The organism is Nocardia sp. NPDC005366 (assembly GCF_040606855.1).
Lineage (GTDB): Bacteria > Actinomycetota > Actinomycetes > Mycobacteriales > Mycobacteriaceae > Nocardia.
The window spans coordinates 137,171-158,584 of record NZ_JBEXFQ010000011.1; the positions used below are offsets into that span (position 1 = coordinate 137,171).

The 21,414-nt window shown below is 66.9% G+C and carries 20 protein-coding genes; 9 read left to right on the forward strand and 11 right to left on the reverse strand.

All coding sequences use genetic code 11. From position 1 onward, the window contains the following. Positions 1-11: 11 nt before the first annotated feature. The 4 genes from ABZS43_RS15510 to ABZS43_RS15525 all read left to right on the forward strand — a co-directional run bounded on the left by ABZS43_RS15510 (position 12) and on the right by ABZS43_RS15525 (position 3,858). Positions 12-734 carry a hypothetical protein gene (locus tag ABZS43_RS15510; RefSeq protein WP_355036543.1) on the forward strand — a complete coding sequence of 241 codons (723 nt, stop codon included), beginning with the start codon at positions 12-14 and terminating at the stop codon, positions 732-734. 110 nt (positions 735-844) lie between these two features. Further along, positions 845-1,177, forward strand: coding sequence for an Lsr2 family protein (locus ABZS43_RS15515; protein ID WP_355036544.1), 333 nt, complete (start codon positions 845-847; stop codon positions 1,175-1,177). A 185-nt stretch (positions 1,178-1,362) separates the two neighbouring features. Beyond that, positions 1,363-1,908 carry a hypothetical protein gene (locus tag ABZS43_RS15520; protein WP_355036545.1) on the forward strand — a complete coding sequence of 182 codons (546 nt, stop codon included), beginning with the start codon at positions 1,363-1,365 and terminating at the stop codon, positions 1,906-1,908. Positions 1,909-2,034: 126 nt separating this feature from the next. Further along, positions 2,035-3,858, forward strand: coding sequence for an alkyl sulfatase dimerization domain-containing protein (locus tag ABZS43_RS15525; protein WP_355036546.1), 1,824 nt, complete (start codon positions 2,035-2,037; stop codon positions 3,856-3,858). A 39-nt stretch (positions 3,859-3,897) separates the two neighbouring features. Here the strand turns inward: ABZS43_RS15525 and ABZS43_RS15530 are convergent, their stop codons facing one another. Beyond that, complete coding sequence (locus ABZS43_RS15530) at positions 3,898-4,617, reverse strand: alpha/beta hydrolase (RefSeq protein ID WP_355036547.1); 720 nt, start codon at positions 4,615-4,617, stop codon at positions 3,898-3,900. Between the two features lie 84 nt (positions 4,618-4,701). Between ABZS43_RS15530 and ABZS43_RS15535 the strand changes: the two genes are divergently transcribed. From ABZS43_RS15535 to ABZS43_RS15545, 3 genes are all read left to right on the forward strand, one after another. Beyond that, positions 4,702-5,277: a helix-turn-helix domain-containing protein gene (locus tag ABZS43_RS15535; protein ID WP_355036548.1), complete on the forward strand. Its 576-nt coding sequence runs from the start codon at positions 4,702-4,704 to the stop codon at positions 5,275-5,277. A gap of 273 nt (positions 5,278-5,550) precedes the next feature. Further along, positions 5,551-6,765, forward strand: coding sequence for an LLM class flavin-dependent oxidoreductase (locus ABZS43_RS15540; protein ID WP_355036549.1), 1,215 nt, complete (start codon positions 5,551-5,553; stop codon positions 6,763-6,765). Positions 6,766-6,776: 11 nt separating this feature from the next. Further along, positions 6,777-8,144, forward strand: a complete 1,368-nt coding sequence (locus tag ABZS43_RS15545) for an NtaA/DmoA family FMN-dependent monooxygenase (RefSeq protein ID WP_355036550.1) — start codon at positions 6,777-6,779, stop codon at positions 8,142-8,144. A 118-nt stretch (positions 8,145-8,262) separates the two neighbouring features. Here ABZS43_RS15545 and ABZS43_RS15550 read toward each other — a convergent pair whose 3' ends face one another. Continuing rightward, positions 8,263-9,120: a DUF1206 domain-containing protein gene (locus ABZS43_RS15550; protein ID WP_355036551.1), complete on the reverse strand. Its 858-nt coding sequence runs from the start codon at positions 9,118-9,120 to the stop codon at positions 8,263-8,265. 326 nt (positions 9,121-9,446) lie between these two features. Here ABZS43_RS15550 and ABZS43_RS15555 point away from each other — a divergent pair, with 326 nt between their 5' ends. Then, a complete protein-coding gene (locus ABZS43_RS15555; protein ID WP_355036552.1) occupies positions 9,447-9,875 on the forward strand; it encodes a Fur family transcriptional regulator in 429 nt (142 codons plus the stop codon). 34 nt (positions 9,876-9,909) lie between these two features. Further along, positions 9,910-12,129 carry a catalase/peroxidase HPI gene (gene katG / locus ABZS43_RS15560; RefSeq protein ID WP_355036553.1) on the forward strand — a complete coding sequence of 740 codons (2,220 nt, stop codon included), beginning with the start codon at positions 9,910-9,912 and terminating at the stop codon, positions 12,127-12,129. A gap of 74 nt (positions 12,130-12,203) precedes the next feature. Here katG and ABZS43_RS15565 read toward each other — a convergent pair whose 3' ends face one another. From ABZS43_RS15565 to ABZS43_RS15605, 9 genes are all read right to left on the reverse strand, one after another. Then, positions 12,204-12,620: a DUF427 domain-containing protein gene (locus ABZS43_RS15565; RefSeq protein WP_355036554.1), complete on the reverse strand. Its 417-nt coding sequence runs from the start codon at positions 12,618-12,620 to the stop codon at positions 12,204-12,206. A gap of 25 nt (positions 12,621-12,645) precedes the next feature. After that, positions 12,646-13,476: an acyl-CoA thioesterase domain-containing protein gene (locus ABZS43_RS15570; protein WP_355036604.1), complete on the reverse strand. Its 831-nt coding sequence runs from the start codon at positions 13,474-13,476 to the stop codon at positions 12,646-12,648. A 261-nt stretch (positions 13,477-13,737) separates the two neighbouring features. Beyond that, a complete protein-coding gene (locus ABZS43_RS15575; RefSeq protein ID WP_355036555.1) occupies positions 13,738-14,577 on the reverse strand; it encodes a mycofactocin-coupled SDR family oxidoreductase in 840 nt (279 codons plus the stop codon). 75 nt (positions 14,578-14,652) lie between these two features. After that, on the reverse strand, positions 14,653-15,930 hold the full coding sequence (locus ABZS43_RS15580; RefSeq protein WP_355036556.1) for a cytochrome P450: 1,278 nt from the start codon (positions 15,928-15,930) through the stop codon (positions 14,653-14,655). Between the two features lie 115 nt (positions 15,931-16,045). After that, positions 16,046-16,810, reverse strand: a complete 765-nt coding sequence (locus ABZS43_RS15585; protein ID WP_355036557.1) for a hypothetical protein — start codon at positions 16,808-16,810, stop codon at positions 16,046-16,048. A gap of 46 nt (positions 16,811-16,856) precedes the next feature. Next, the gene (locus tag ABZS43_RS15590) at positions 16,857-18,155 is read right to left on the reverse strand and encodes an MlaD family protein (RefSeq protein ID WP_355036558.1); all 1,299 of its coding nucleotides are present in this window, start codon (positions 18,153-18,155) and stop codon (positions 16,857-16,859) included. Further along, positions 18,152-19,255: an MlaD family protein gene (locus tag ABZS43_RS15595; protein ID WP_355036559.1), complete on the reverse strand. Its 1,104-nt coding sequence runs from the start codon at positions 19,253-19,255 to the stop codon at positions 18,152-18,154. Before ABZS43_RS15595 ends, ABZS43_RS15590 begins: the two co-directional genes overlap by 4 nt. Next, entirely contained in the window at positions 19,252-20,358 is a 1,107-nt protein-coding gene (locus tag ABZS43_RS15600; RefSeq protein WP_355036560.1) for an MCE family protein, read from the reverse strand. Before ABZS43_RS15600 ends, ABZS43_RS15595 begins: the two co-directional genes overlap by 4 nt. Next, complete coding sequence (locus ABZS43_RS15605; protein ID WP_355036561.1) at positions 20,355-21,410, reverse strand: MCE family protein; 1,056 nt, start codon at positions 21,408-21,410, stop codon at positions 20,355-20,357. The genes ABZS43_RS15600 and ABZS43_RS15605 overlap by 4 nt, the downstream gene beginning before the upstream one ends. Between the last annotated feature and the right edge of the window lie 4 nt (positions 21,411-21,414).

Genomic DNA, 21,414 nt, shown 5'->3' on the forward strand with positions numbered 1-21,414 from the left:
ATCCTCGGCTCATGACAACCACGAACGCTATCCTGCCAACCCCGATCGCCAGCGACAACCGGGCCGTCACGGGCAGCCCGTCACGCGAGACTGTACTGCGGCTGTGCGGCGCCGCGCTGAGCGTCGGCGGCACACTGTGCATCGCCGGCGGCACACTGCATCCGATCGTCGCGGGTAAAGGCCACTCTGTCGAGGCGCTGACCAGCAGCCCTGGTACTCCGATCGCGCAGACTCTGCTCGGCATCGGAACCATCCTGCTCGTCCTCGGCCTGCCCGGCATGTACGCGTGGCTGCGCCCGCGCCTCGGCCTCGCCGGGTTCATCGGCGCGGTCAGCTACCTGGTCGGCAATATCGTCACCGCGACCGGACATCTCACCGTCGAATTATTCGTCGCCTATCCGTTCGCGTCCGATCCCGACACCGCGCACCTGATCGCCGACAACGACAATATGATCGACACCACCGCGTTCGCATTGTTCAACACCGTCGGCGGACTGGTGATGCTGGCCGGGATGGGTCTACTCGGTGCGAGCATGGTGCGCAATCACGCGGTTCCGCGCTGGATCGCGCTGCTGACGCTGGTCGGCATGGTCGGTTTCTTCCTGCCGATTCCCGCGACCGCCGGACTGTCCGGATTCATCTACGAAGCGCCGCGCGGGATCGCGGTCGCCGCGCTCGGTGTCCTGATGATGCGTCGACCGGGCGGGCTGCGCCGGTGGGCGAAGCGCGGATAGCGGCGGGCAAACGCGCAGTTCACGGGAGCATTTCACCTCGCCGATCGGTCGGACGACATCCGGGCTACGATGACGTCTCATCGTTCGCTCGATCGTCGAAGGAATCTTGAATGGCGCGCAAAGTCACGGTGGAGCTGGTCGACGACTACGACGGCAAGTCCGAGGCTGAGGAGACAGTGCATTTCGCCGTGGACGGTGTCGCCTACGAGATGGACCTCTCCGTGCTCAACGGCGCGAGACTGCGCGGCATCTTCGAGCGATGGACGCCACATGCCCGCCGGGCGGGTCGGGCCTCGCGCGGCGAGAGCCGGATACGGCCGGTCACCGACCGCGAGCAGGCCCAGACCATCCGCGAGTGGGCGAGGAACAACGGCATGGAGGTATCCAGCCGAGGGCGGATATCTGCGGAAGTTCTTGACGCGTATCAGAAATCGACCGCATAGGCGGTGCGAGTCGGCCGCGCGGGTGATCGCGCGGCACTACTCGTCGTTTCGGGCCGGATGCCCCCGCTCGGGGGCATACCCGGCGCTTCCGAATGACGTCCGTTTCCGCTGTCCGGACGGGGCTCGTCGTTTTCTCACCCGAATCGGATGACGCGCGATCGGGGCGCGAATCGGACGATGCGGTAATGGTCAACGAGAATCTATGTCCCGGTTGCTCGAGTCCGGTGCGCTATCCGATCATGAATTCGCCGCAGCGACACCGCGATTACCATGGCCGCCGCGTCGTGCTGAGCACGCCCCGCCGCGTGCCGGAGCCGGCGCTGACCTTCGTCGAGGAACCTGGGCTCTCATCCCGACAAGCAACTGCCGCTGTCGCGGCCATCGCGTGGGCGATCCTGCTGATTGCCGCGGGCGCGATGTCGATGGTGCTCAGCGTCGCCTGTTTCACCGGGCATCGCCCGGTGCTCATCGATATCGACAACCTGCACCGATTCGACGACAACACGTGGGGATGGTTTCACCTGGCACTCGGGGCGACGCTGATCATCTGCGGCGCGGGGTTGATCGGCGGCCGAATCTGGGCGCGGATGGGCTCCGTCGTCTGCGCGATGGCCTCGATCGTCATTGATTTCGCCTGGCTGCCGCACTATCCGGGATGGGCCGCCGTGGTCATCACGGTGAAAATGGCCGCGATCTTGGCCGTGGCCACTTGGCGTCCCGCCGATATGTGATTCGACGCAGCGCGCGCTTCTCACCCCCGTGGGGTGATCCGGTCACCTCGCCGGTTCCCTAGCGTGGCCGACAGCCCTGTAATCGCCCAGTCCCTGGATGCCGCCGTATTCGGAAATGAGGAAATCATGAGCACGTCGCTGAATTTCGACGATACGACCGATTTCGACGACGCCGCGCGCGGGTTCGTCGCGGCATTGGATCCGGCGGTGATCACCGCGGCCGACGGACACGTGATCTGGGACGGCCCGGCATACGGCTTCCTCGATGCCGACTGCCCGCCCACGGCGCATCCCAGCCTCTGGCGGCAGGGCCAGTTGTGTAACAAGCAGGGTCTTTTCGAAGTCGCCGAAGGCATCTACCAGGTTCGTAACCTCGATCTGTCCAATATGACGCTGGTCGAGGGCACCGAAGGCGTGATCGTCATCGATCCGCTGATCTCGGCGGAAACCGCCGCGGCCGCCCTGCTGCTCTATCGCGCCCACCGAGGGGAACGGCCGGTGACCGGCGTCATCTACACCCACTCGCACGTCGACCATTTCGGGGGCGTAGGCGGCGTCCTCCCGCCCGGCCTGGACAGGGTGCCCATTCTCGCGCCGATCGGATTCCTCGAACATGCCGTCAGCGAGAACGTCTACGCGGGCGCCGCGATGACGCGGCGCGCCGTCTTCATGTACGGCGCGGGACTCGACAAAGGCCCGGGCGGACAGATCGGCTGCGGTCTCGGCATGACCACCTCCACGGGAGCCGTCGGTCTGATACCCCCGACCGTGGACATCACCCATACCGGGCAGGAGGAAGAGATCGACGGGGTCCGCATCGTCTTCCAGCTCACGCCGGGCACCGAAGCGCCCGCCGAGATGAACTTCCTGTTCCCCGATCGCCGCGCTCTGTGCATGGCCGAGAACGCGACCCACAATATGCACAACATCCTCACGTTGCGCGGCGCGGTCGTGCGCGATTCCCGCGTGTGGGCCGAGTATCTCGATGAAGCGATCGGGCTGTTCGCGGAGAAGGCCGATGTCGCGTTCGCCTCCCATCACTGGCCGACCTGGGGACGCGAGAACTGGACGAACTGGCTGGCCGGGCAACGCGATATGTACGCCTACATGCACGATCAGACACTCCGCTTGATCAACAAGGGGTTCACGGGTTCCGAGATCGCCGAGGAGTTCACCTTCCCCCCTGCGCTCGACGGCCTGTGGGCCAATCGCGGGTACTACGGGTCGGCGAGCCACAATGTCAAAGCCGTCTACCAGCGCTATATGGGCTGGTTCGACGGCAACCCCGCGCATCTGTGGGAACATCCCCCCGTCGCGCAGGCCCGACGCTACGTCGCCGATTACGGCGGGATCGACGCCGTCATCGGCAAGGGACGCGCCTACGCCGAGCAGGGCGATCTGCGATTCGCCGCCACCTTGCTCAACCACGCCGTCTTCGCCGCGCCCGATAACGACGACGCCAAGAGCGCACTGGCCGAGGTCTATGAACGACTCGGCACCGGCGCCGAGAACGGAACCTGGCGAAACTTCTACCTCGTCGGCGCATGGGAACTGCGACACGGCGTCACACCGACCGATATCGACACCGCCAACCCCGAGGTGCTGGCCGCCCTACCCGTCGACATGATCATCGATGCCCTCGCCGTCCGCATCGACGGGCCACGCGCGGCCGCGACGCCGCTGATCATGGATTGGGACCTCATCGACCAGGGCCGGATCATCCGGCTCACCCTCTCGAACGGCGCTCTGACCCACCGCGCCCACACCAGCGAGGCTCCGTTGCGCGGCGCCGCCGATCTCACGCTGCACCTCACCACGACGCAGTTGCTCGGAATCCTCGGCGGTGACGGCCTCGCCGATATCACCATCGACGGCGATCCCACCGTTCTGAAAACCTTTGTCGATCTGCTGGATTCACCCGATCCGCTATTCCCGATCGTCGTCCCCTGACGGCCGCGGCGCGCCTCGGCGGATGTTCCGGGGACGGTATCAGCGCGTCGATGCCGCGACGAGGGCGTCCGCGACGGCGCGCGGTTCGGTGATCATCAGGTCGTGGCCGGTATCGATATCCCACAACCGGTTCTCGGCGCGGGCGGCGGCGATCAATTGGGGGTCGCGGGTGGCCAGGGTGGAGGTGCACACGACGTGATAACAGGGAATCGCGGCGAGCGCGGCCGGGTCGCGCAGCACGAGGGGCTCATCGAAACATTTCCACGGGTGCGCAGTCAGTCGCGCGGCCATCCACGCCAGATCGTCCGGATCGGTCACGCCGTAGAACAGCCCCGCGTCGGGTGTGGGCTCCAGCACCAGTTCGACGCCGTCGACGACGCTGCCGAAGGGCCTGATGGAGGTGATGATGGGGCCCGCGACATCCACCAGCGACTGGCCGTCGACCGGGGTCGCCGCGTCCAGATACACCAGACGGCCGACCCGCTCGGAGGCGCGATCGGCGACGCCGGTGATCACCATGCCGCCGTAACTGTGTCCGACGAGCACCACATCGCGCAGATCCTCGTAATGCAGCACTGCGGCCACATCCTCGATGTGGGTGGACAGTCCGATATCGGGCGACCGCAGGTGGGCGCGCTCACCCAGCCCGGTCAGAGTCGGGGTGTAAACCTCATGACCGGCTTGCCGCAGTAGCCGCGCCACCGGCTGATAGCACCAGCCGCCGTGGCCGCCACCGTGCACCAGAACGTAGGTGGACATTGCACTCCTCGTGGTCGAGCCCGCGCGGTCCTCGAAGCAGGCCATCAAACCGGAGAGGTGTCTCCGGTTGGTAAGGTAGTGTGCGTGACCGCCCCGCGCCGCGTCAATAGAGGACCGGCGGCTGCCGCACAGAATCGCGCCGCGATCCTGGCCGCCGCGAAACACGTGCTGGCCGAGGATGGCCCCGACGCCTCGCTCGCGGAGGTGGCCCGCGTCGCAGGCGTGGGTTCGGGCAGTCTGTACCGGCATTTCCCCACCCGTGAAAGCCTGATGCTGGCGACCTTCGACGACGGCATCCGCGATCTCGAGATCTTCGCCGCACGCCCCGAGGCGACCCTCGACGAGGTGCTGGCGATGATCGTCGGGCAATTGGTCGGCTCGGCCGCGTTCATCGCGCTCCTGGCTCCCGACAGCTCCGATCCCCTGCTGGCCGAGATAGGGCTGCGCGTCAGCGAACTGTTCAGCGCCAAACTCGCCGCCCCGACGACGCGCGGCAGTATCAGCGCGGATACCAGCGCCGACCATCTGTTCCTCGCCATCGCCATGCTGGCCGCGCTGCTGGCCAAAACCGCGGCGCCCCTTCGTCCCGCGGTCGCGCAGGAGGCATGGGAACTGCTGCTGCGCGGCCTGCGCCACCCCGGCCCCGCCACTCGGCCGTGACCCCCGGGCGCGGGCGCCTGCGATGGCTCGTCGACCGTATTTCCCAGCGATCGAGCTGATTTCAACCGTTGACCGCGGACCAGGCGGGCGCGCGTCCCACGGCCCCGCCGCCACGGGTCTACCGCGTGGCCAGCCGATTTCGGTGTCGAGCGATGACTGCGCGGGGCATGGACACCGGTCGCCGAGGCGGGTACGGGTCGCCCCCGCCCCCGGTTCGCACCGCCGCGCGCGTTGAGTGAGACAGCCTTCACGCATGCACAGAAACGGGAGACGATGGCACCGAACCCCCTACATATCGGCGTCGCGCTCGACGGAGCGGGCTGGCATCCGGCCGCCTGGCGGGCGCCGAACTCACGGCCAACCGAACTGTTCGCCGCCGGATACTGGACGGATCTGGTCGCGACCGCGCAGCGCGGCCTGCTCGATTTCGTGAGCATCGAGGACAGTCTGGCGATTCCCGCGCGGCGGCACGCGCCCTCCGACGACATCACCGACCGGGTCGGCGCCAGGATCGATGCCCATCTGATCGCCGCGCGCGTCGCGCCGGTCACCCGCCATATCGGGCTCATTCCGACGGTGACCACCACCCACACCGAACCGTTCCATGTCTCCAAGGCCATCGCCACCCTCGACTACACATCGCTGGGCCGGGCCGGATGGCAGGTGCGGGTGTCCGGCACCGCCGAGGAGGCCGCCCATTTCGGACGCCGCGAACTGCGTGACCTCACCGGCGCCGAACTGGCGCAGGCGCATGCGTCGGGCGCCTTCCCCCGCCACGTGCACGATCTTTTCGACGAAGCCGTGGACGCCGTCGAGGTAGTGCGCCGGCTCTGGGACAGCTGGGAGGACGGCGCCGAAATCCGCGACGTGGCCGCCCGCCGCTTCATCGACCGCGACAAACTGCATTACGTCGACTTCGAAGGCCGCTTCTTCAGCGTGCGCGGCCCCTCCATCACCCCGCGTCCGCCTCAGGGACAGCCGGTGGTGACGGCGTTGGCGCATGCCCCGCTGATATACGAATTCGCCGCCCGCACAGCGGATGTGGTCTTCGTGACGCCGACGCTCGAGAGCGGTCCCGGCCCGATCGTCGACCAGGTGGCCGCGGCGGCGGCGCGGGTGGAGCGCGACGGCGAACCACTGCGGATCTACGCCGATATCGTCGTCTTCCTCGATACCGACGAAGCGAGCGGACCGCGGCGCCTGGCACGGTTGAACGAACTCGCCGGACACGAATTCTCCTCCGACGCGGCGATTTTCGCGGGCAGCGCCGATGATCTCGCCGACCTGCTCGGCGCCTGGAGCGAGCGGGGGATCGACGGGTTCCGGTTGCGGCCCGGTGCCGCCGTCGACGATCTCGCTTCCATCGCCGACCGGCTCGTCCCCGCGTTGCAGAGCCGTGGCGCATTCCGCACCGGCTACCCGGAGGGGTCGCTGCGTTCGCTGCTCGGCCTGTCCGCCACCGTCCCCAACCGTTACGCGACTGCCTGAGCGAGGTCACCGTGAGCACTCCCCGTAAGCAGGTCATCCTCGGCGCCTACCTCGGCGGCGTCAACCATCACACCGCCTGGTGGCATCCCGAGGCGGGCAGCCAGATCGATTTCAGCAGTTTCGAACACACCGCGCGCACCGCCGAGCGCGGCAAATTCGATTTCTTCTTCCTCGCCGAAGGTCTCATCCTGCGCGAACGCGCGGGCAAGATCTTCGATCAGGACATCATCGGCCGCCCCGACACCTTCACCGTGCTGGCCTCGATCGCCGCGGTCACCGAACATCTCGGGCTCGCGGGCACGATCAACGCCACCTTCAACGAGCCCTACGAACTGGCCCGCCAGTTGGCGAGTCTGGATCATCTGTCCGGCGGACGGGCCGCCTGGAATGTGGTCACCTCGTTCGACGCGTTCACCGGCCAGAACTTCCGCCGGGGTGGATTCCTCGACCCGGCCGACCGCTACGTGCGGGCCGAGGAGACGCTGAACGCGGTTCGCGCCCTGTGGGATTCGTGGGAGGCCGACGACATCGTCGCCGACAAGGATTCCGGCCGGTTCCTCGCGCGCGCCGAGGCGGGCGAATTCGCCTTCCACGGCAGCCAATTCGATATCTCCGGACGGTTCACCGTGCCGCGCAGTCCCCAGGGCAGACCGGTGATCCTGCAAGCGGGCGTGTCCCCCCAGGGCCGCGATTTCGCCGCCGCCAATGCCGACGCCATCTTCTCCCCGTACGGCAAACTGCCGGAAGCCGCGGATTTCTACCGCGATATCAAGGCGCGCGCCGTCGCCGCCGGACGCGCGGCCGACGACATCAAGATCCTGCCATCGGCCAGTTTCGTCCTCGGGGACACCGAGGGTGAAGCCATCGAGAAATTCCGCGCCATCCGCGACGAACAGGTCACCGGGCAGACCGCGCTGATTCTGCTGGAACAGATCTGGAATCGCGACCTGTCCGGCTACGACCCCGAGGGTCCGATACCCGATATCGATCCCGACCCCGATGCCGCGCCGATCATCCAGGGCCGCGCGTTCCTGCACCAGGACCGGTTCGCCACGGCCGAACGCCTGCGCGGCATCGCCGAGACGAAGAAACTCACCCTGCGCGAGGTGGTGATCGATCAGTTCGAACGCGGTCCCCTGGTCGGCACGCCCGCCCAGGTGGCCGAGCAGATCGATACGTTCGTCCAGAACGACGGTTCCGACGGCTTCATCCTCGGCTCTCACCTGGTGCCGTGGGGTCTGGACGAATTCGTCGACACAGTGGTGCCGCTGCTCCAGGACCGAGGCGTATTGCGCGGCGACTACGAGGGAACCACGCTACGAGACAATCTCGGACTCCCCCGGGTCCGGTCGGCGAAGGTCGTATCGTCCGACGCGTGAGTCCGGTCGCGGCCGCGGGTGTTCGATCTCCGAGGACACGCAGCCGGGGATTCCTCGATATGCCGAGGGGCGCGCCGCCGGTGTCGGTGGCGCGCCCCTCGCGACATTTTCGCGTCGGCTACATTTTGGCGTACTCGGCCCTGGCGAAACTGTAGAGGCCGTAGGTGATGATGCCGAGTCCGGCGGCGATGAGCAGAACGACGCCGTAGGGTTGTGCGCCCAGGGTTTTCAGTGCCCCGTCGAGTCCGGAAGCCTTATCGGGCTCGGATCGGGTGGTGGCGACGATCACGAGCACGCCGATAGCGGCGACGGCCGCGCCCTTCGCGAGGTACCCGACGGTGCCGAGCCTGCGCACCATCGCGCCCGCCCCGCCCTCCAGATCCTTCATGAACCGTTTGGTGGCGCCCTTGTACATGTAGTAGCCGCCGATGCCGATGATGATCAGCGCGCCGATCACGAGGGCGATCGTGCCCGCCGTGCTCTGCATCAGGCGCGCGGTGATCCCGGCATTCTGTTCGCCGCTGGATTTGCCGCTACCCCGCGCGAAGGCGAGGACGGAAATCGCGAAGGCGATGTAGAGCACCGCCTCACCGAACGCCTTTCCACGGTGGAACGCCAGCGATTTCTTGTCGTCCGGGTCGGGTTTGGACGGGCTGCCGAGCGCCGATTCGACGAGCCGCCACAGGCCGAGCATCGCGAAGGCGACCGCTCCCAGCCACAGGATGATCCCGCCACCGGGCTTTTCCGCCAGTTCCGCCATGGCGCCGGACTGGTCGGCGGATCCGCCCTCACCCCCGAGCGCGATGCGAATGGCGATATAGCCGACGAGCAGGTGCACGAGGCCCGTCATGACGAAACCCGCGCGGGCGAATCGCTCGAAGACGCTGTTCTGGGCCAACCGGCCCGCGGCCGAGGACGAACCGCCCCGCGACGGCGACCCCGTCGACGGGGTCGTGAAAGTTGTGATTCGACTCATATCGCTTTCCTCTGAAAGGTAGCGGCGCCGGGTCGCGTACCGCACCGACGCGGAGTGCCGACCGGAATCGGACCCGCCGCGTCTTCGCTCCTACCGACGTGAACGATCGGCGGATACCCGGGAACATCGGCGCGAAACACGAACAGGAACGGGGCGTTTCGATAGCATCCGTGCTGGCGGTAGCCCACCGGGCGGGACAGGGCGCGAGCGCGGCCGGTACGGTCCCGCGCCCCGTAGACGCCGACCAGGCCCCAGGGAGGCCCGCGTAAGAAATCGAATCGGACAAACTCTTGACTGATTCCAGAAAAGACAGTCATAGTGTCAGGGTGTCCAGGACGTCGGATTACGCAGAGCAGCTACGAGCGGCTGCCCTGCGCGTAACCCGGCCCCGTATCGCCGTGCTCGACGCGGTGCACGCGCACCCGCACGCCGATACGGACACGATCTTCGGAGCTGTCCGTGCCGACCTGACCGGGGTGTCCCGGCAGGCCGTCTACGACGTGCTGCACGCCCTGACCGCCGCCGGACTCGTGCGACGGATTCAGCCGTCCGGCTCATCGGCCCGCTACGAAGCGCGGGTCGCGGACAACCACCACCACCTCATCTGTCGTTCCTGCGGGCTCATCGTCGACGTCGACTGCGCCGTCGGCGAGACACCCTGCCTGAACGCGGCCGACGACAACGGTTTCCAGCTCGACGAGGCCGAAGTCATCTACTGGGGTCTGTGCCCCGATTGCTCGACACCGCAGACGTGATCACAACCGATCACACCTTTCGGAAGGAATCTCCATGCCCGAGGAACACCCGCCGATAGCCGAAGCCAATACGGAACCCGGTTGCCCGGTCGTCTCCGGACTGCGCGCGCACCCCACCGAGGGCGGCGGGAACCGCGACTGGTGGCCGAACCAGCTCAATCTGAAGATCCTGCAGAAGAATCCGGCAGTCGCCAATCCGTTCGGCGGGGATTTCGACTACGCCGCGGCGTTCGAAACCCTCGACCTGGCCGCGGTGAAACAGGACATCATCGATGTCATGACCACCTCGCAGCCGTGGTGGCCCGCCGACTACGGCCATTACGGTCCACTGTTCGTGCGGATGGCGTGGCACGCCGCGGGCACCTACCGCATCAGCGACGGTCGCGGCGGCGCCGGGGCGGGCATGCAGCGGTTCGCGCCGCTCAACAGCTGGCCCGACAATGCCAGCCTCGACAAGGCCCGCCGACTGCTGTGGCCGGTCAAGAAGAAGTACGGCAGCAAGCTGTCGTGGGCAGACCTCATGGTCTACGCCGGCAATGTCGCCCTGGAATCGATGGGTTTCACCACCTTCGGTTTCGGCGGTGGCCGGGTCGACCAGTGGGAGCCCGAGGAGGACGTCTACTGGGGTCCCGAGCACACCTGGCTCGGCGATGCCCGCTACACGGGCGACCGCGATCTCGAAACCCCGCTCGCCGCCGTCCAGATGGGCCTGATCTACGTCAATCCCGAAGGGCCCAACGGCAATCCGGATCCACTCGCCGCTGCGATCGACATCCGTGAGACGTTCCGCCGCATGGCGATGAACGACGTCGAGACGGCCGCGTTGATCGCGGGCGGGCACACCTTCGGCAAAACCCACGGCGCGGGCCCCGCCGATCTGGTCGGCCCCGAGCCCGAGGCCGCGCCGCTGGAGGAGCAGGGTCTGGGCTGGCGCAGCAGCTTCGGCACCGGCGTCGGCAAGGACGCCATCACCAGCGGTCTGGAGGGCGCGTGGACGCCAACTCCGAAGACCTGGGACAACAGCTTCCTCGAGACCCTGTACGGCTACGAGTGGGAGAAGACCAAGAGCCCCGCCGGAGCGTGGCAGTGGATCCCCAAGGACGGCGCCGGAGCGGGCACGGTGCCCGACGCGCACGATCCGTCGGTGACCCACACACCGGTCATGCTGACCACCGACCTGTCGTTGCGGTTCGATCCGATCTACGAGCAGATCACCCGCCGGTGGCTCGAGCATCCGCAGGAGTTCGCCGACGAGTTCGCCAAGGCCTGGTACAAGCTCACCCACCGCGATATGGGCCCGGTCGTGCGCTACCTCGGCCCGCTCGTCCCGCAGGAAACGCTGCTGTGGCAGGACCCCGTGCCCGCCGTCACCCACGACCTCATCGGGGCCGAGGACATCGCCGCCCTCAAGAACCAGATCCTGTCGTCGGGTCTGACTGTCTCGCAGCTGGTTTCCACCGCGTGGGCCGCGGCCTCGTCGTTCCGTGGCAGCGATAAGCGTGGCGGCGCGAACGGCGGCCGGATCCGCCTCCAGCCGCAGAGTGGCTGGGAGGTCAACGAACCCGACGAGCTCGCGCAGGTGGTGCGCACGCTCGAAGGCGTCCAGGCGGCCTTCAACGCCGCGCAGACCGGCAATACGAAGGTGTCGTTCGCCGACGTCGTCGTGCTCGGCGGGGCCGCGGCGGTCGAAAAGGCCGCCAAGAGCGCTGGATTCGATATCGAGGTGCCGTTCACGCCGGGACGTACCGATGCCACCCAGGAGCAGACCGATGTGGAGTCCTTCTCCGCGCTCGAACCTGCCGCCGACGGCTTCCGCAACTACCTCGGCAAGGGCAATCGCCTGCCCGCCGAATATCTGCTGATCGACAAGGCGAATCTGCTCACCCTGAGCGGACCCGAGTTGACGGTCCTGATCGGCGGCCTGCGGGTGCTCGGCGCGAACTACCAGCAGTCCTCGCTGGGCGTGTTCACCTCGACCCCCGAGTCGTTGACCAACGACTTCTTCGTCAATCTGCTCGATATCGACACCAAGTGGCAGCCGACCTCCGAGGACGCTGAGACCTTCGAAGGCCGCGACGCCTCCGGTGCGGTCAAGTGGACCGGTAGCCGGGTCGACCTGGTGTTCGGTTCGAATTCGCAGCTGCGGGCCTTGGCCGAGGTCTACGCCACCGACGACGCGAAGGAGAAGTTCGTGCGCGACTTCGTCGCCGCGTGGGTGAAGGTGTCCGATCTCGACCGGTTCGACATCGCCTGATCCGACGACTCGTGGCCATCCGCGCGCACCGGGTGCGCGCGGATGGCCACGCCGTTGGATCCGTATGCCGTAGGTCAGGCGGGGGCGTGGTAGCCGACGACGGCGGGGGTGGCCACGCCGAGCCGGATATGCAGGGTGTCCTGGTAGAACGCGACGTGGTCGCGCAGACGAGCGACCTGGAGGACGGGATCGTCGTAGCTCCAGCACAGGGGCGTCTCGCCGTCGCCGTCGAAACGCCAGTAGGTGGCCTCGCCCTTGAACGGGCAGCGGGTGGACACCGACTCGTCCCTGCGCAGCTCGACCTTCACATCGTCGCGGGGGAAATAGAAGACGAGGCCGTGGTCCTGTTCATCGACCAGCAGCGGACGGGTGGTCTCCGCGATGAGCCGGTCGCCGAGATGGGCGGTGACCAGGTTACGACGCCGGTGGATATCGACGCGGTAGTCGGGTCGCGCGTCGAAGCCGGACGGCTCCGCGGACGATGCGCTCATCGAATTTCCTTTCCGTTCGGCGCGGTCACAGCCGCGCCGAGGCGGGGATGGCGGAGATGTCGCCGACCAGTGGACGGATCAGCGCCTCCTGGGTGAACGACGCGATGAGCCGACCGTCCTCAGTGTGCACGAGACCGCGAACATAGGACATTCCGGCGCCCACCTGGGTGCTCTCGTGTGAGTAGAGCAGCCAGCCGTCCCACGCGACTGGCTCGTGGAAACTGACCGCCACGGTCATCACGGCGGTCGAAATGCTGTGGTGCGCTTGACTTGTGCCGACGCCGGGATGCGGCCGCATGGTCGTCGACACCGAGAGGTGACCGGTGAAATGAGCCAGCAGGGCCTTGGCGAGATCTTCCCGGTCGGGTATCGGATCGTAGTGCAGCCAGGCGTGCAATTCCGGCGGCCCGACCTCGTCGGGATCGTTCACATCGGCGACGTCGACTATGCGCAATCGCCGCCCGGTCATCGGCATCCAGGTCTCGATCGCGTCCTCGGGCGCGGCGACGGCGGGGCGGGGCGCATGGTGGCGGATCACATCCGCGGAGGGAACGTCCGCGAGAATCGTCACCGAGGCGCAGCGGCGCGCACCCTGGCGAACCACCACCTCGGCGCAGGCGATCGAGCGGCCCTCGTGGGTGACCTCGACCGAGAACTCGAGTGGTTCGTCGGCGGCGGCGGCGCGCGCGAATACGACGTGCGCCGATCGAATCGACTTGCCCGGCAACAGTTTCGCGGCGGCAACGATGGATTGGGCGAGTAACTGGGTGCCGTCGACCACCTTGCGCGAGCCGCCGTCGCTCGTGCCGGTGAAGGTGTTGTCCCCACTGGGCCGCACATCGAAGATGTCGAGCATGCGCCGGACCGACGATTCGAGGACGGGACTGTCCTGCGTCGCCGCGATATCGGCCGACCTCGTCTGCTCCCCTGCGGGATTCGTCATCGCGCCTCCTGCGCACCGTGCGCGGCCCCGGTGGCCGCGACTTCTCGTGATGGGCCGGACTCCGCTTCTCGGCGCGGCCGAGCGGCCATCCGACCGATCTGCGAATACGCCACTGAACGAACAATTTCCGGGACGCGAGCGCGCCCCGGAAATTGTCGACAGATGGCGGACCTACTACTTCAGGGTGCTGCCCGCGTCGACGGTCATCGGCAGGCCGGTGATGTAGCGCGCTTCATCGGATGCCAGGAACAGCACGGCGTTACTGATATCCACCGGTTCGACCCAGCCGATCGGCAGCACATGCATGAACTGTGCGACCGGGGCCATATCCTCCGCGGTCGGATCCTCCAGATCCGGACGGAACAACTTCATCGTCCCCTTGTTCATGAACATCGGGGTGTTCACATTCGTCGGGTGCACCGAATTGACCCGGATCGAATGCTGGCCCAGTTCCACGGCGAAGGTCCGCATCAAACCCACCACACCGTGCTTGGCCGCGATGTAGTGGCCGGTGTTCGGGTACGCCTTGAGGCCGCCCACCGAACTGGTCAAGATGATCGAGCCGCCTTTGCCCGCCGACAACAGGTGCGGCACACCGGCTTTCACCGCCTTCCAGACACCGGCCAGATTGATGTCGATCATCGTCTGCCAGTCCTGCTCGCTCAGCTTGTCCAGCGTCTCACCGCCGTTGCCGATACCAGCGTTGGCGACGATGATGTCGAGACCGCCCAACTCCTCCACACCGCCCGCGACAGCGGCGGCCAGAGCATCGTAATCGCGGACGTCCACCTCAGCGGTGACGATCCGACGACCCAAACCCTTCACCAACTCGGCGGTCTCGGCCAGATCCTCCGGCGTGGACGAGGGGATCAGATCGGTGCCGCTGACCGGCTTGCAGACATCGATCGCGATGATGTCGGCGCCCTCCTGTGCCAAACGCACCGCGTGGCTGCGACCCTGGCCGCGTGCCGCGCCGGTGATGAACGCGACCTTTCCTTCGACCCGTCCGGTCATCTCTACCTCTATTCGTCGATGTGGTCCGGTGGCCGCTGCTCTCGAAACGGCCACGGGACGAGGGGTTACGTGTTGTCAGGCGCCAGGGGTGAACGTGATGTGCAGATTGCTCAGCCCGCGCAGGATGAAGGTCGGCTCGTAGGTGTACTCGCGCGCACCGGCCGGACCGTGCTTTTCCTCATCGATGCCGATATCGAGCATCCGATCCAGGATTCGTTCGATGGACACGCGGCCCTCGACTCGGGCGAGCGGGCCGCCGGGGCAGGAATGCACGCCACGCCCGAAGGCCATGTGCTCGCGGAAGTTCTTACGATCCAAATGGAACTCGTGCGGATTCTCGAATCGACGCGGATCACGGTTGGCCGCGCCGGGGCAGACCATCACGATGGAGCCGACCGGAATATCGGTCTCACCGACGGTCGTCGCCCGCTTGGCCAGCCGGAAGCCGCTCTTCACCGGCGCATCCATGCGAAGGGTCTCTTCGATGAAGGTCGGAATCAGCGTGCGGTCGGCACGCAACTGGGCCTGCACCTCCGGGTGATCGCCCAGGATCCGCAACGACGCGCTCAACAGCTTCGCCGTGGTCTCCTGCCCGGCCCCGAACAAGAAGGTCGCCGACCGGACGACGTCGATGACTTCCGGCGTCGAACCGTCCGGGTACTTCGCCAGGGCCAGCGAGGTCAGCACATCGTCGCGCGGCTCGACACGCCGCTCACTGATGTAGGCGCTGAACTTCTCGTCCAGCCACTCCAGCGGGTTGCTCGCCACGACCGCGTTGTCCAGCGCGCCGACCTGGGTACCGGGACGCTCGGCGCCGAGCGCGATACGGAACTCTTCGTGATCCTCCTCCGGCACGCCGAGCATATCGGCGACGACGAGCAGGGAGAACGGCTTGGCGTAGGAGCCGAGGAACTCGCATTTACCGGCAGCGATGAACTCATCGATCTGGCGGTCGGCCAACCGCCACATGAAGTCCTCGTTCTCCTTCAATCGCGCCGGGGTCAGCAACCGATTGAGTAGCGAGCGCGCATAGGTGTGCTGCGGTGGATCCATCGTCACCATGTGCTCGTACATCGGCAGCTCACTGCGGTGCTGCTCGATCAGCTCGGTGATGTCGTCGCCCTCGATCGCGAACGGCAGGGGCGGGAACGGACCGCCCACCGCGATCGCCGAGGAGAAGACGTCGGAATTCTTCAGAACCTCCGCCGTCTCCTCGTAGCCCGTCACCGCGTAGACCCCGAACGTCGGCTCCTGCGTGACCGGGCATTTCGCACGCATGTAGTCGAAGTACGGATGCGGATCCGGAACCAGCGACGGGTCGGTGAAGTAGTCGACCGAATCGAAATCAGTCATATGCGGAACTCCTGAAGGATCGAAGCAACCAGTGGAAGGATAACATCATTATTCAATTATGCGAATCTCATTCTCATGAGCGCGCAACCGTGCTATCAGCCTGTTATGTCGAGAATCAGGGCAGGTAGACCCGGCTGGCCAGCCAGCGGCCGTCGACCAATTCCATCGTCATCGCGACCCGACTTCGGTCGACTCGCGGATCGGCCGAGGCGGAATTGGTGACCGTCTGATCGATGAAAAGCAGAACTTCGACCTTGGTCTTCGTCGCCGACTTGATGGCGGCGTCCAGCACAGTGCCCTTGCCGGTCGCCTTGTTGTCCAGCAGCAATTGGCGCAGCTGTCCGCTGGAACGCGTGTACATATCCCGGAACTCGCCCGTCGAACCGTCCAGGACCGCGGCGAAATCACTGTCGAGTTTGGTCGCGTCGACACTGGTCAGGATGACGCCGTAGGAGCGGGCAGCGGCCAGCCCGGCCTCGCCCGCGGCGTCGATATCGCGCTCCTGCTTCAACTGCCAGCCCAGCACCCCCGCGGCGACCAGCGCGAGGACTGCGACCAGCGCGGCGACCGGAAGCGACGCCCGCCGAGCCGGACCGGCGATTCGTGACCACCGGCCCGGAGTCGCCGGGTCCGCCTCGGCGTCGCTCGCGGCGGCGGATTTCTCCGCGGTGGCCTGCTCCGCCGAGACCTTCTCACCGGCGGGTTTGTCCAGAGCCACCTTGTCGCCCGCGGACTTTCCCTCGGCCGCGGCCACTTCGGCGACCGCATCCGCGGCAGCCGTGTCCTCCGGAGCGGATTCCGTGTCCGCGCGCTCGATATCGGGATCGGCCGACGGCTTCTCCTTGGTCGCAACGCGGCTGCCGGTGTCGTTGTCGCTCATGATATTTCCTCGCGTGTGGTGGTTCCTTGCATGGACTGGCGCTGCCTCATCGCTTCGGTGCGGGTGGGGCGGGCGGCAGGGGCGGTCCGCCGAATGTCAGCGGAAGGGACAACGGTCCGATCGGGGTCGCCGTGGTCTGCCGGTCGGCCGCCACACCCGGTGGCGGCGCGCCCGGAATCTCCTCCCCCGGCGGCCGTGGCGCGTTGCGCGCGCCACGGATGAGTACCGAGGGATCGTCGTTCGGGCAATAGGTGTACATGTAGGGCTCGGGGAAATTCGGCAGCGATGGTGGCTGCCTGGGCAGGTTGTAGTCGCAGGCGTAGCGCGGATAGAGATTGACCAGGCCCCACACCCCGCCGTCGTGGAATGCCACCGCGATGGCGTCCAGCGTCGAACCCGAACGCTCGGTCGGGAAGAAGAACTCCTGCAGGGCGGGTACCCGTTTGGAGGTGGTGTCCGCGACCACGGCCAAGTTGGCGAGCAGATCGGCCGCCGTCCCCGAATTCTCCGCGAGGACAGCGTCCAGCGCCCGCAGCGTGCCGGGGGCGGCACCGAGTAATTCGACGAATCCGCCGGTCTTCGCCTCCACACCGGCCAGGGCCGAGTTCGCGTTGCCCGCGAACGCGCGCAGGCCCGGACCGAGATCGTTGACGGTCGCGAGCACGGTCTTGCTGTCGCGCACCAGGCTCACGGTCTGTGGGAGCACCGAGTCCAGTGTGGACACCAGGAACAGACCGCCGTCGACGATATCGGCGAGTTTGCGCGGCCCGTCGGGACTGACGCCGAGCTCGCCGACGATAGCGGCGAGATCTGCCGGTTTCACCTGTGCCAGTGTCGAATCCAGTGAGGCGAGCGTCTGCCACAGCGGTGTCGGCGTCGAGGTTCGTTCGACCGCGATCTCGGCGCCGTCGGCGAGATAGGGGCCGTCGTCTCGCGTCGGGCGGAAGTCGAGGTACTGCTCACCCGCCAGTGACAGACTCGCCACCCGCACATCGCTGTCGGCGGGCAGCCTGGTGTCGGAGTCGACGGTCGCGACGGCGACGAGACCGGTCTCGGTCAGCTCCAAGGACTCGACGTGGCCGATCGGTACACCGCGCAGGCTGACCTGCCGCCCCGACAGCAGACCGCCGGAATCGGCGAGGTGGACGCGCACCGTCATCGTCGTTGCTCCCGGATCGGCGCCGAGAGCGCCGAACACCAGGTAGCCCGCACCGATGACGAGGGTGAGCACGAGCGCGGACGTGGACAGCGCGTTACGTCGGGCGCGTGCCACGCGAATAGTCGAAACGACGGCACGGGCCAGCTTTTCGGTCACCGGCACCCGCGGCGCCGCGACGGGGCTCATCGGGTGCCTCCCGTCACCCTGGCCTGCAATTTCAGCAGAGTGTAGGTAAGGGTGCCCACGAATGCCTCCCAGTCCCGGCCATCGGGCAGTCTGCTCTTCGGATCGCCGGGGTGATTCGGATCGGGCAGGTAACCGATGGCGAGATCCTGCATATCGGCGTCGGTGACCGCCGAGGTGCCGTTGGTCACCGCGATCACCGGACCGAGCATCGAATTCATCGCCGCGACACTCGCATTCGGATTGTTCGCGGCCGAGTCGAGCTCAGCGGCGATCCGGTTGATGTCGGCGATCATCCCCGAACTGCCGTTGATCCCGGGGAATTTCGCGATCTGCCTGCTGATCTGGTCCACCTGTCGGATCAACGCCAGCGCCTGCTGTGAATGAGCCTGCAGCGTGTCCAATGCCGGGCCGGTCGCGAAGACGAGATCATCGATCGTGCCGCGTTGTCCGTGTAACCGCTGGGTGAGCTGGTCGACCTGGGCCAGGGTGGCGCGAATATCCTCCGAGCGCGCCGACAGCGCCTGCACCACCCGCGTGGACTGCTCGATCAGCGCGGCGACATGGTCGCCGCGGTCGCCGACCGCGTGTCCGAGTCCGTTCACGATCGTGGTCAGATTGCGGATCGCACCGCCGTTCACCAGCAGCGAAGCGGTGGTGAGGAGTTCCTCGATGGTCGCGGCGGCAGTGGTCGACTCCCGCGCGATACTGTCGCCGTCGCGCAGCACGGGCGTGGCCGTGGTGAAATCCGCGGGCGGGGTGAGCGAGACGAAGACGTCGCCGAGCGGGGTCGCGGTACGCAATTCCGCCCGCGTTCCCAGCGGCAGCCGCACATCGTCGCGGATGGTCATGGTGACGATCGCGGTGTAGTCGCGCACGGCCATGCCCGACACCTCGCCGACATCCGCGCCGGAGAGCCGGACCTTCGCCTTCGCGGGCAGGTTGAGCGCATTGGCGAAATCGGCGTGGATCGAGTAACCCGAACTGCCGACCCCGGGGGCGGGCAGGGGCAGATCGCCGAGTCCGACCGAACAGGCGGTGGTCGTCGCCAGCGCGACCGCACCGAGGGCGATCACGCGAATACCTTTGCTGCGGTCACTCATTTCGGCAACCTCGACATCGCGTCGAGCATGTCGGTGATTCCGAAGTCGGGTCCGAAATCCTGCAGAGTCCCCGTGGCGCAACCCAATTGACGCAGACCGAGGATATTGCACACCTCTTTGACCAGCTGACCGTCGAAGAACACCTTGTCGAGCAGGGCGTGCACGCGCACGCCGCGGTACTCGAAATCGACCGCATTGTAGGCGTTGTTGAGCAACAGCGGTGTCACGTCGAGGAATTCGCCGAGTTCGGAGCGGTAGTCGGCGATCGCCTTGGTCACCGTGGTCGCGTCGGTGAGCATGGTGCGCAGGCTGTCGGCGTTATCGGTGAGCAACGCGGTCGTCTGCGTCATGATCTGGTTGATCTGCGCGCCGGTATTGCCCGCGCCGATGTCGAGGTCGGCGAGCACATCGCCCATCTGGCCGGTGGCCGCGCCGAAATCACGGATCAGCCCGTCGTTGTCGGCCGCCGCGCGCACCAGCACGGCCAACTGCTCGACGATCTTGGTGATCGTATCGCGCACCCCGGCTCCGCCGTCGTCGCCGAGTCGCAGCGCGGTCGCCAGTTCGTCCATGGTCTCGCGCAACTGCGGACCGCTGCCGGTGGCGATGGCCGATGACGCCGCGAGCAGCTTGGCGACGGGACCGTCACCCGGCTGTGCACCGGTCAGCTTCCCCGCCATGGAATCCGCCGCACCGAGCAGACGATCGAATTCGACCGGTGTCCTCGTCCGGTCCAGACCGAGTCTCGCACCGTCCGCCAGGGTGGGCCCGCCTCGATACACCGGCGTGAATTCGACGTGCCGATCGGTGAGCACCGACGTCGACAGGGTCACCGCGGTGGCATCGGCGGGGATGGACACCCCTGATTCGATCTCCAGCGTGACCTCGACATGAGAACCGCGCGGTTGTACCGCGGTGACCTTGCCGACCGGCATGCCGAGGACGGCCACCGCATTGCCGACGTAGAGACCGGCGGCATTGTCGAAGGCCGCCGTCACCGTCGTGGTGTCGTCGCCGAGGCCGATGGAATCACCGGCGCACCCGGCGACCGCGCCGATCACCGCGACCGCGGCGATCCGAAGGAAGGTACGCATGAAACTCATCGGCAATCCTTGTAATACGGCGCCAGGTTGGCCTGCTGAGCGCGACCGCTGAGCGCGCACATCCACGAATCGATCATCGGACCGGCGGGGGCGGTGAAGTCGACCTCGTTGCCGGTGCCGGAGGCATTGGCGAAGTTGCGGATCGGGAGCGGCAGAATCTGCAGGGTGTCCCGCAGCAGCGCGTCGTTGCGGGCCAGGCTGCCGAGCAATCCGTTGAGGCCGGTCAGCAGTTCGTCGATCTGCGGCCGATCCTCGGTTACGAGCGTGCGGATCTGATCGGCGAGCGTACGGGTCGCCTCCATCAGTCCCTGGATCATGTCGCGCCTGGCGACGATTTCGGTGAGCAGATCGCGCCCCTGGGTCATGATCACGCCCAGATCCGACTGCTGTTCGGTGACCACCGCCGTCAACCGCTGGGTGCCCGCCAGCAACGCGCTGAGATCGCCACGGCGATCACCGACGATCGTCGCGAGCGAACGCAGATTCGCCAGCAGGCCGGGCAGCACCGAAGGCACCCCGTCGAGTTGCGTCGCGAGGGTGTCGAGCGAGCGGCCGATCTGCCCGGCGTCGATCTGTTCGAAGGTGACGGTGGCGTCCTCCAGCGCCTTCTGGAGATCGTAGGGAACGGCACTGTGGCGCAGGTCGATTCGATGGTCGGGCACCGAACCCGTTCCAGCCGGGCGCAATTCCACGAAGCGTGCGCCGAGCAGTGTGGTCAGTTTGATCGATGCCCTCGTCTCCGCGCCGAGCGCTACGTCCCCGTCGACCCGCAGTGTCACCACGACGTGATCGCCCGCCAACCGGTGCGCCTCGACGGTCCCGACCGGCACCCCGGCGATGGTCACCGAGTCGCCCGGGGTGATCCCGGCGGCCTGGGCGAACTCCACCTCGTAGCGCTGCGACCCCACACCGAGCGCGTTGAAACCCACCGCGGCGGCCAGCACCGCGATCAGCAGCACGAGAGCGGCGAGCCCGAGGACGCCTTTACGATGCTCCTCGATCGGCCGCCGTGCCGTTCGGATAGTTCGTCCGGCGAACTCTTTCAGTGTCATGCGC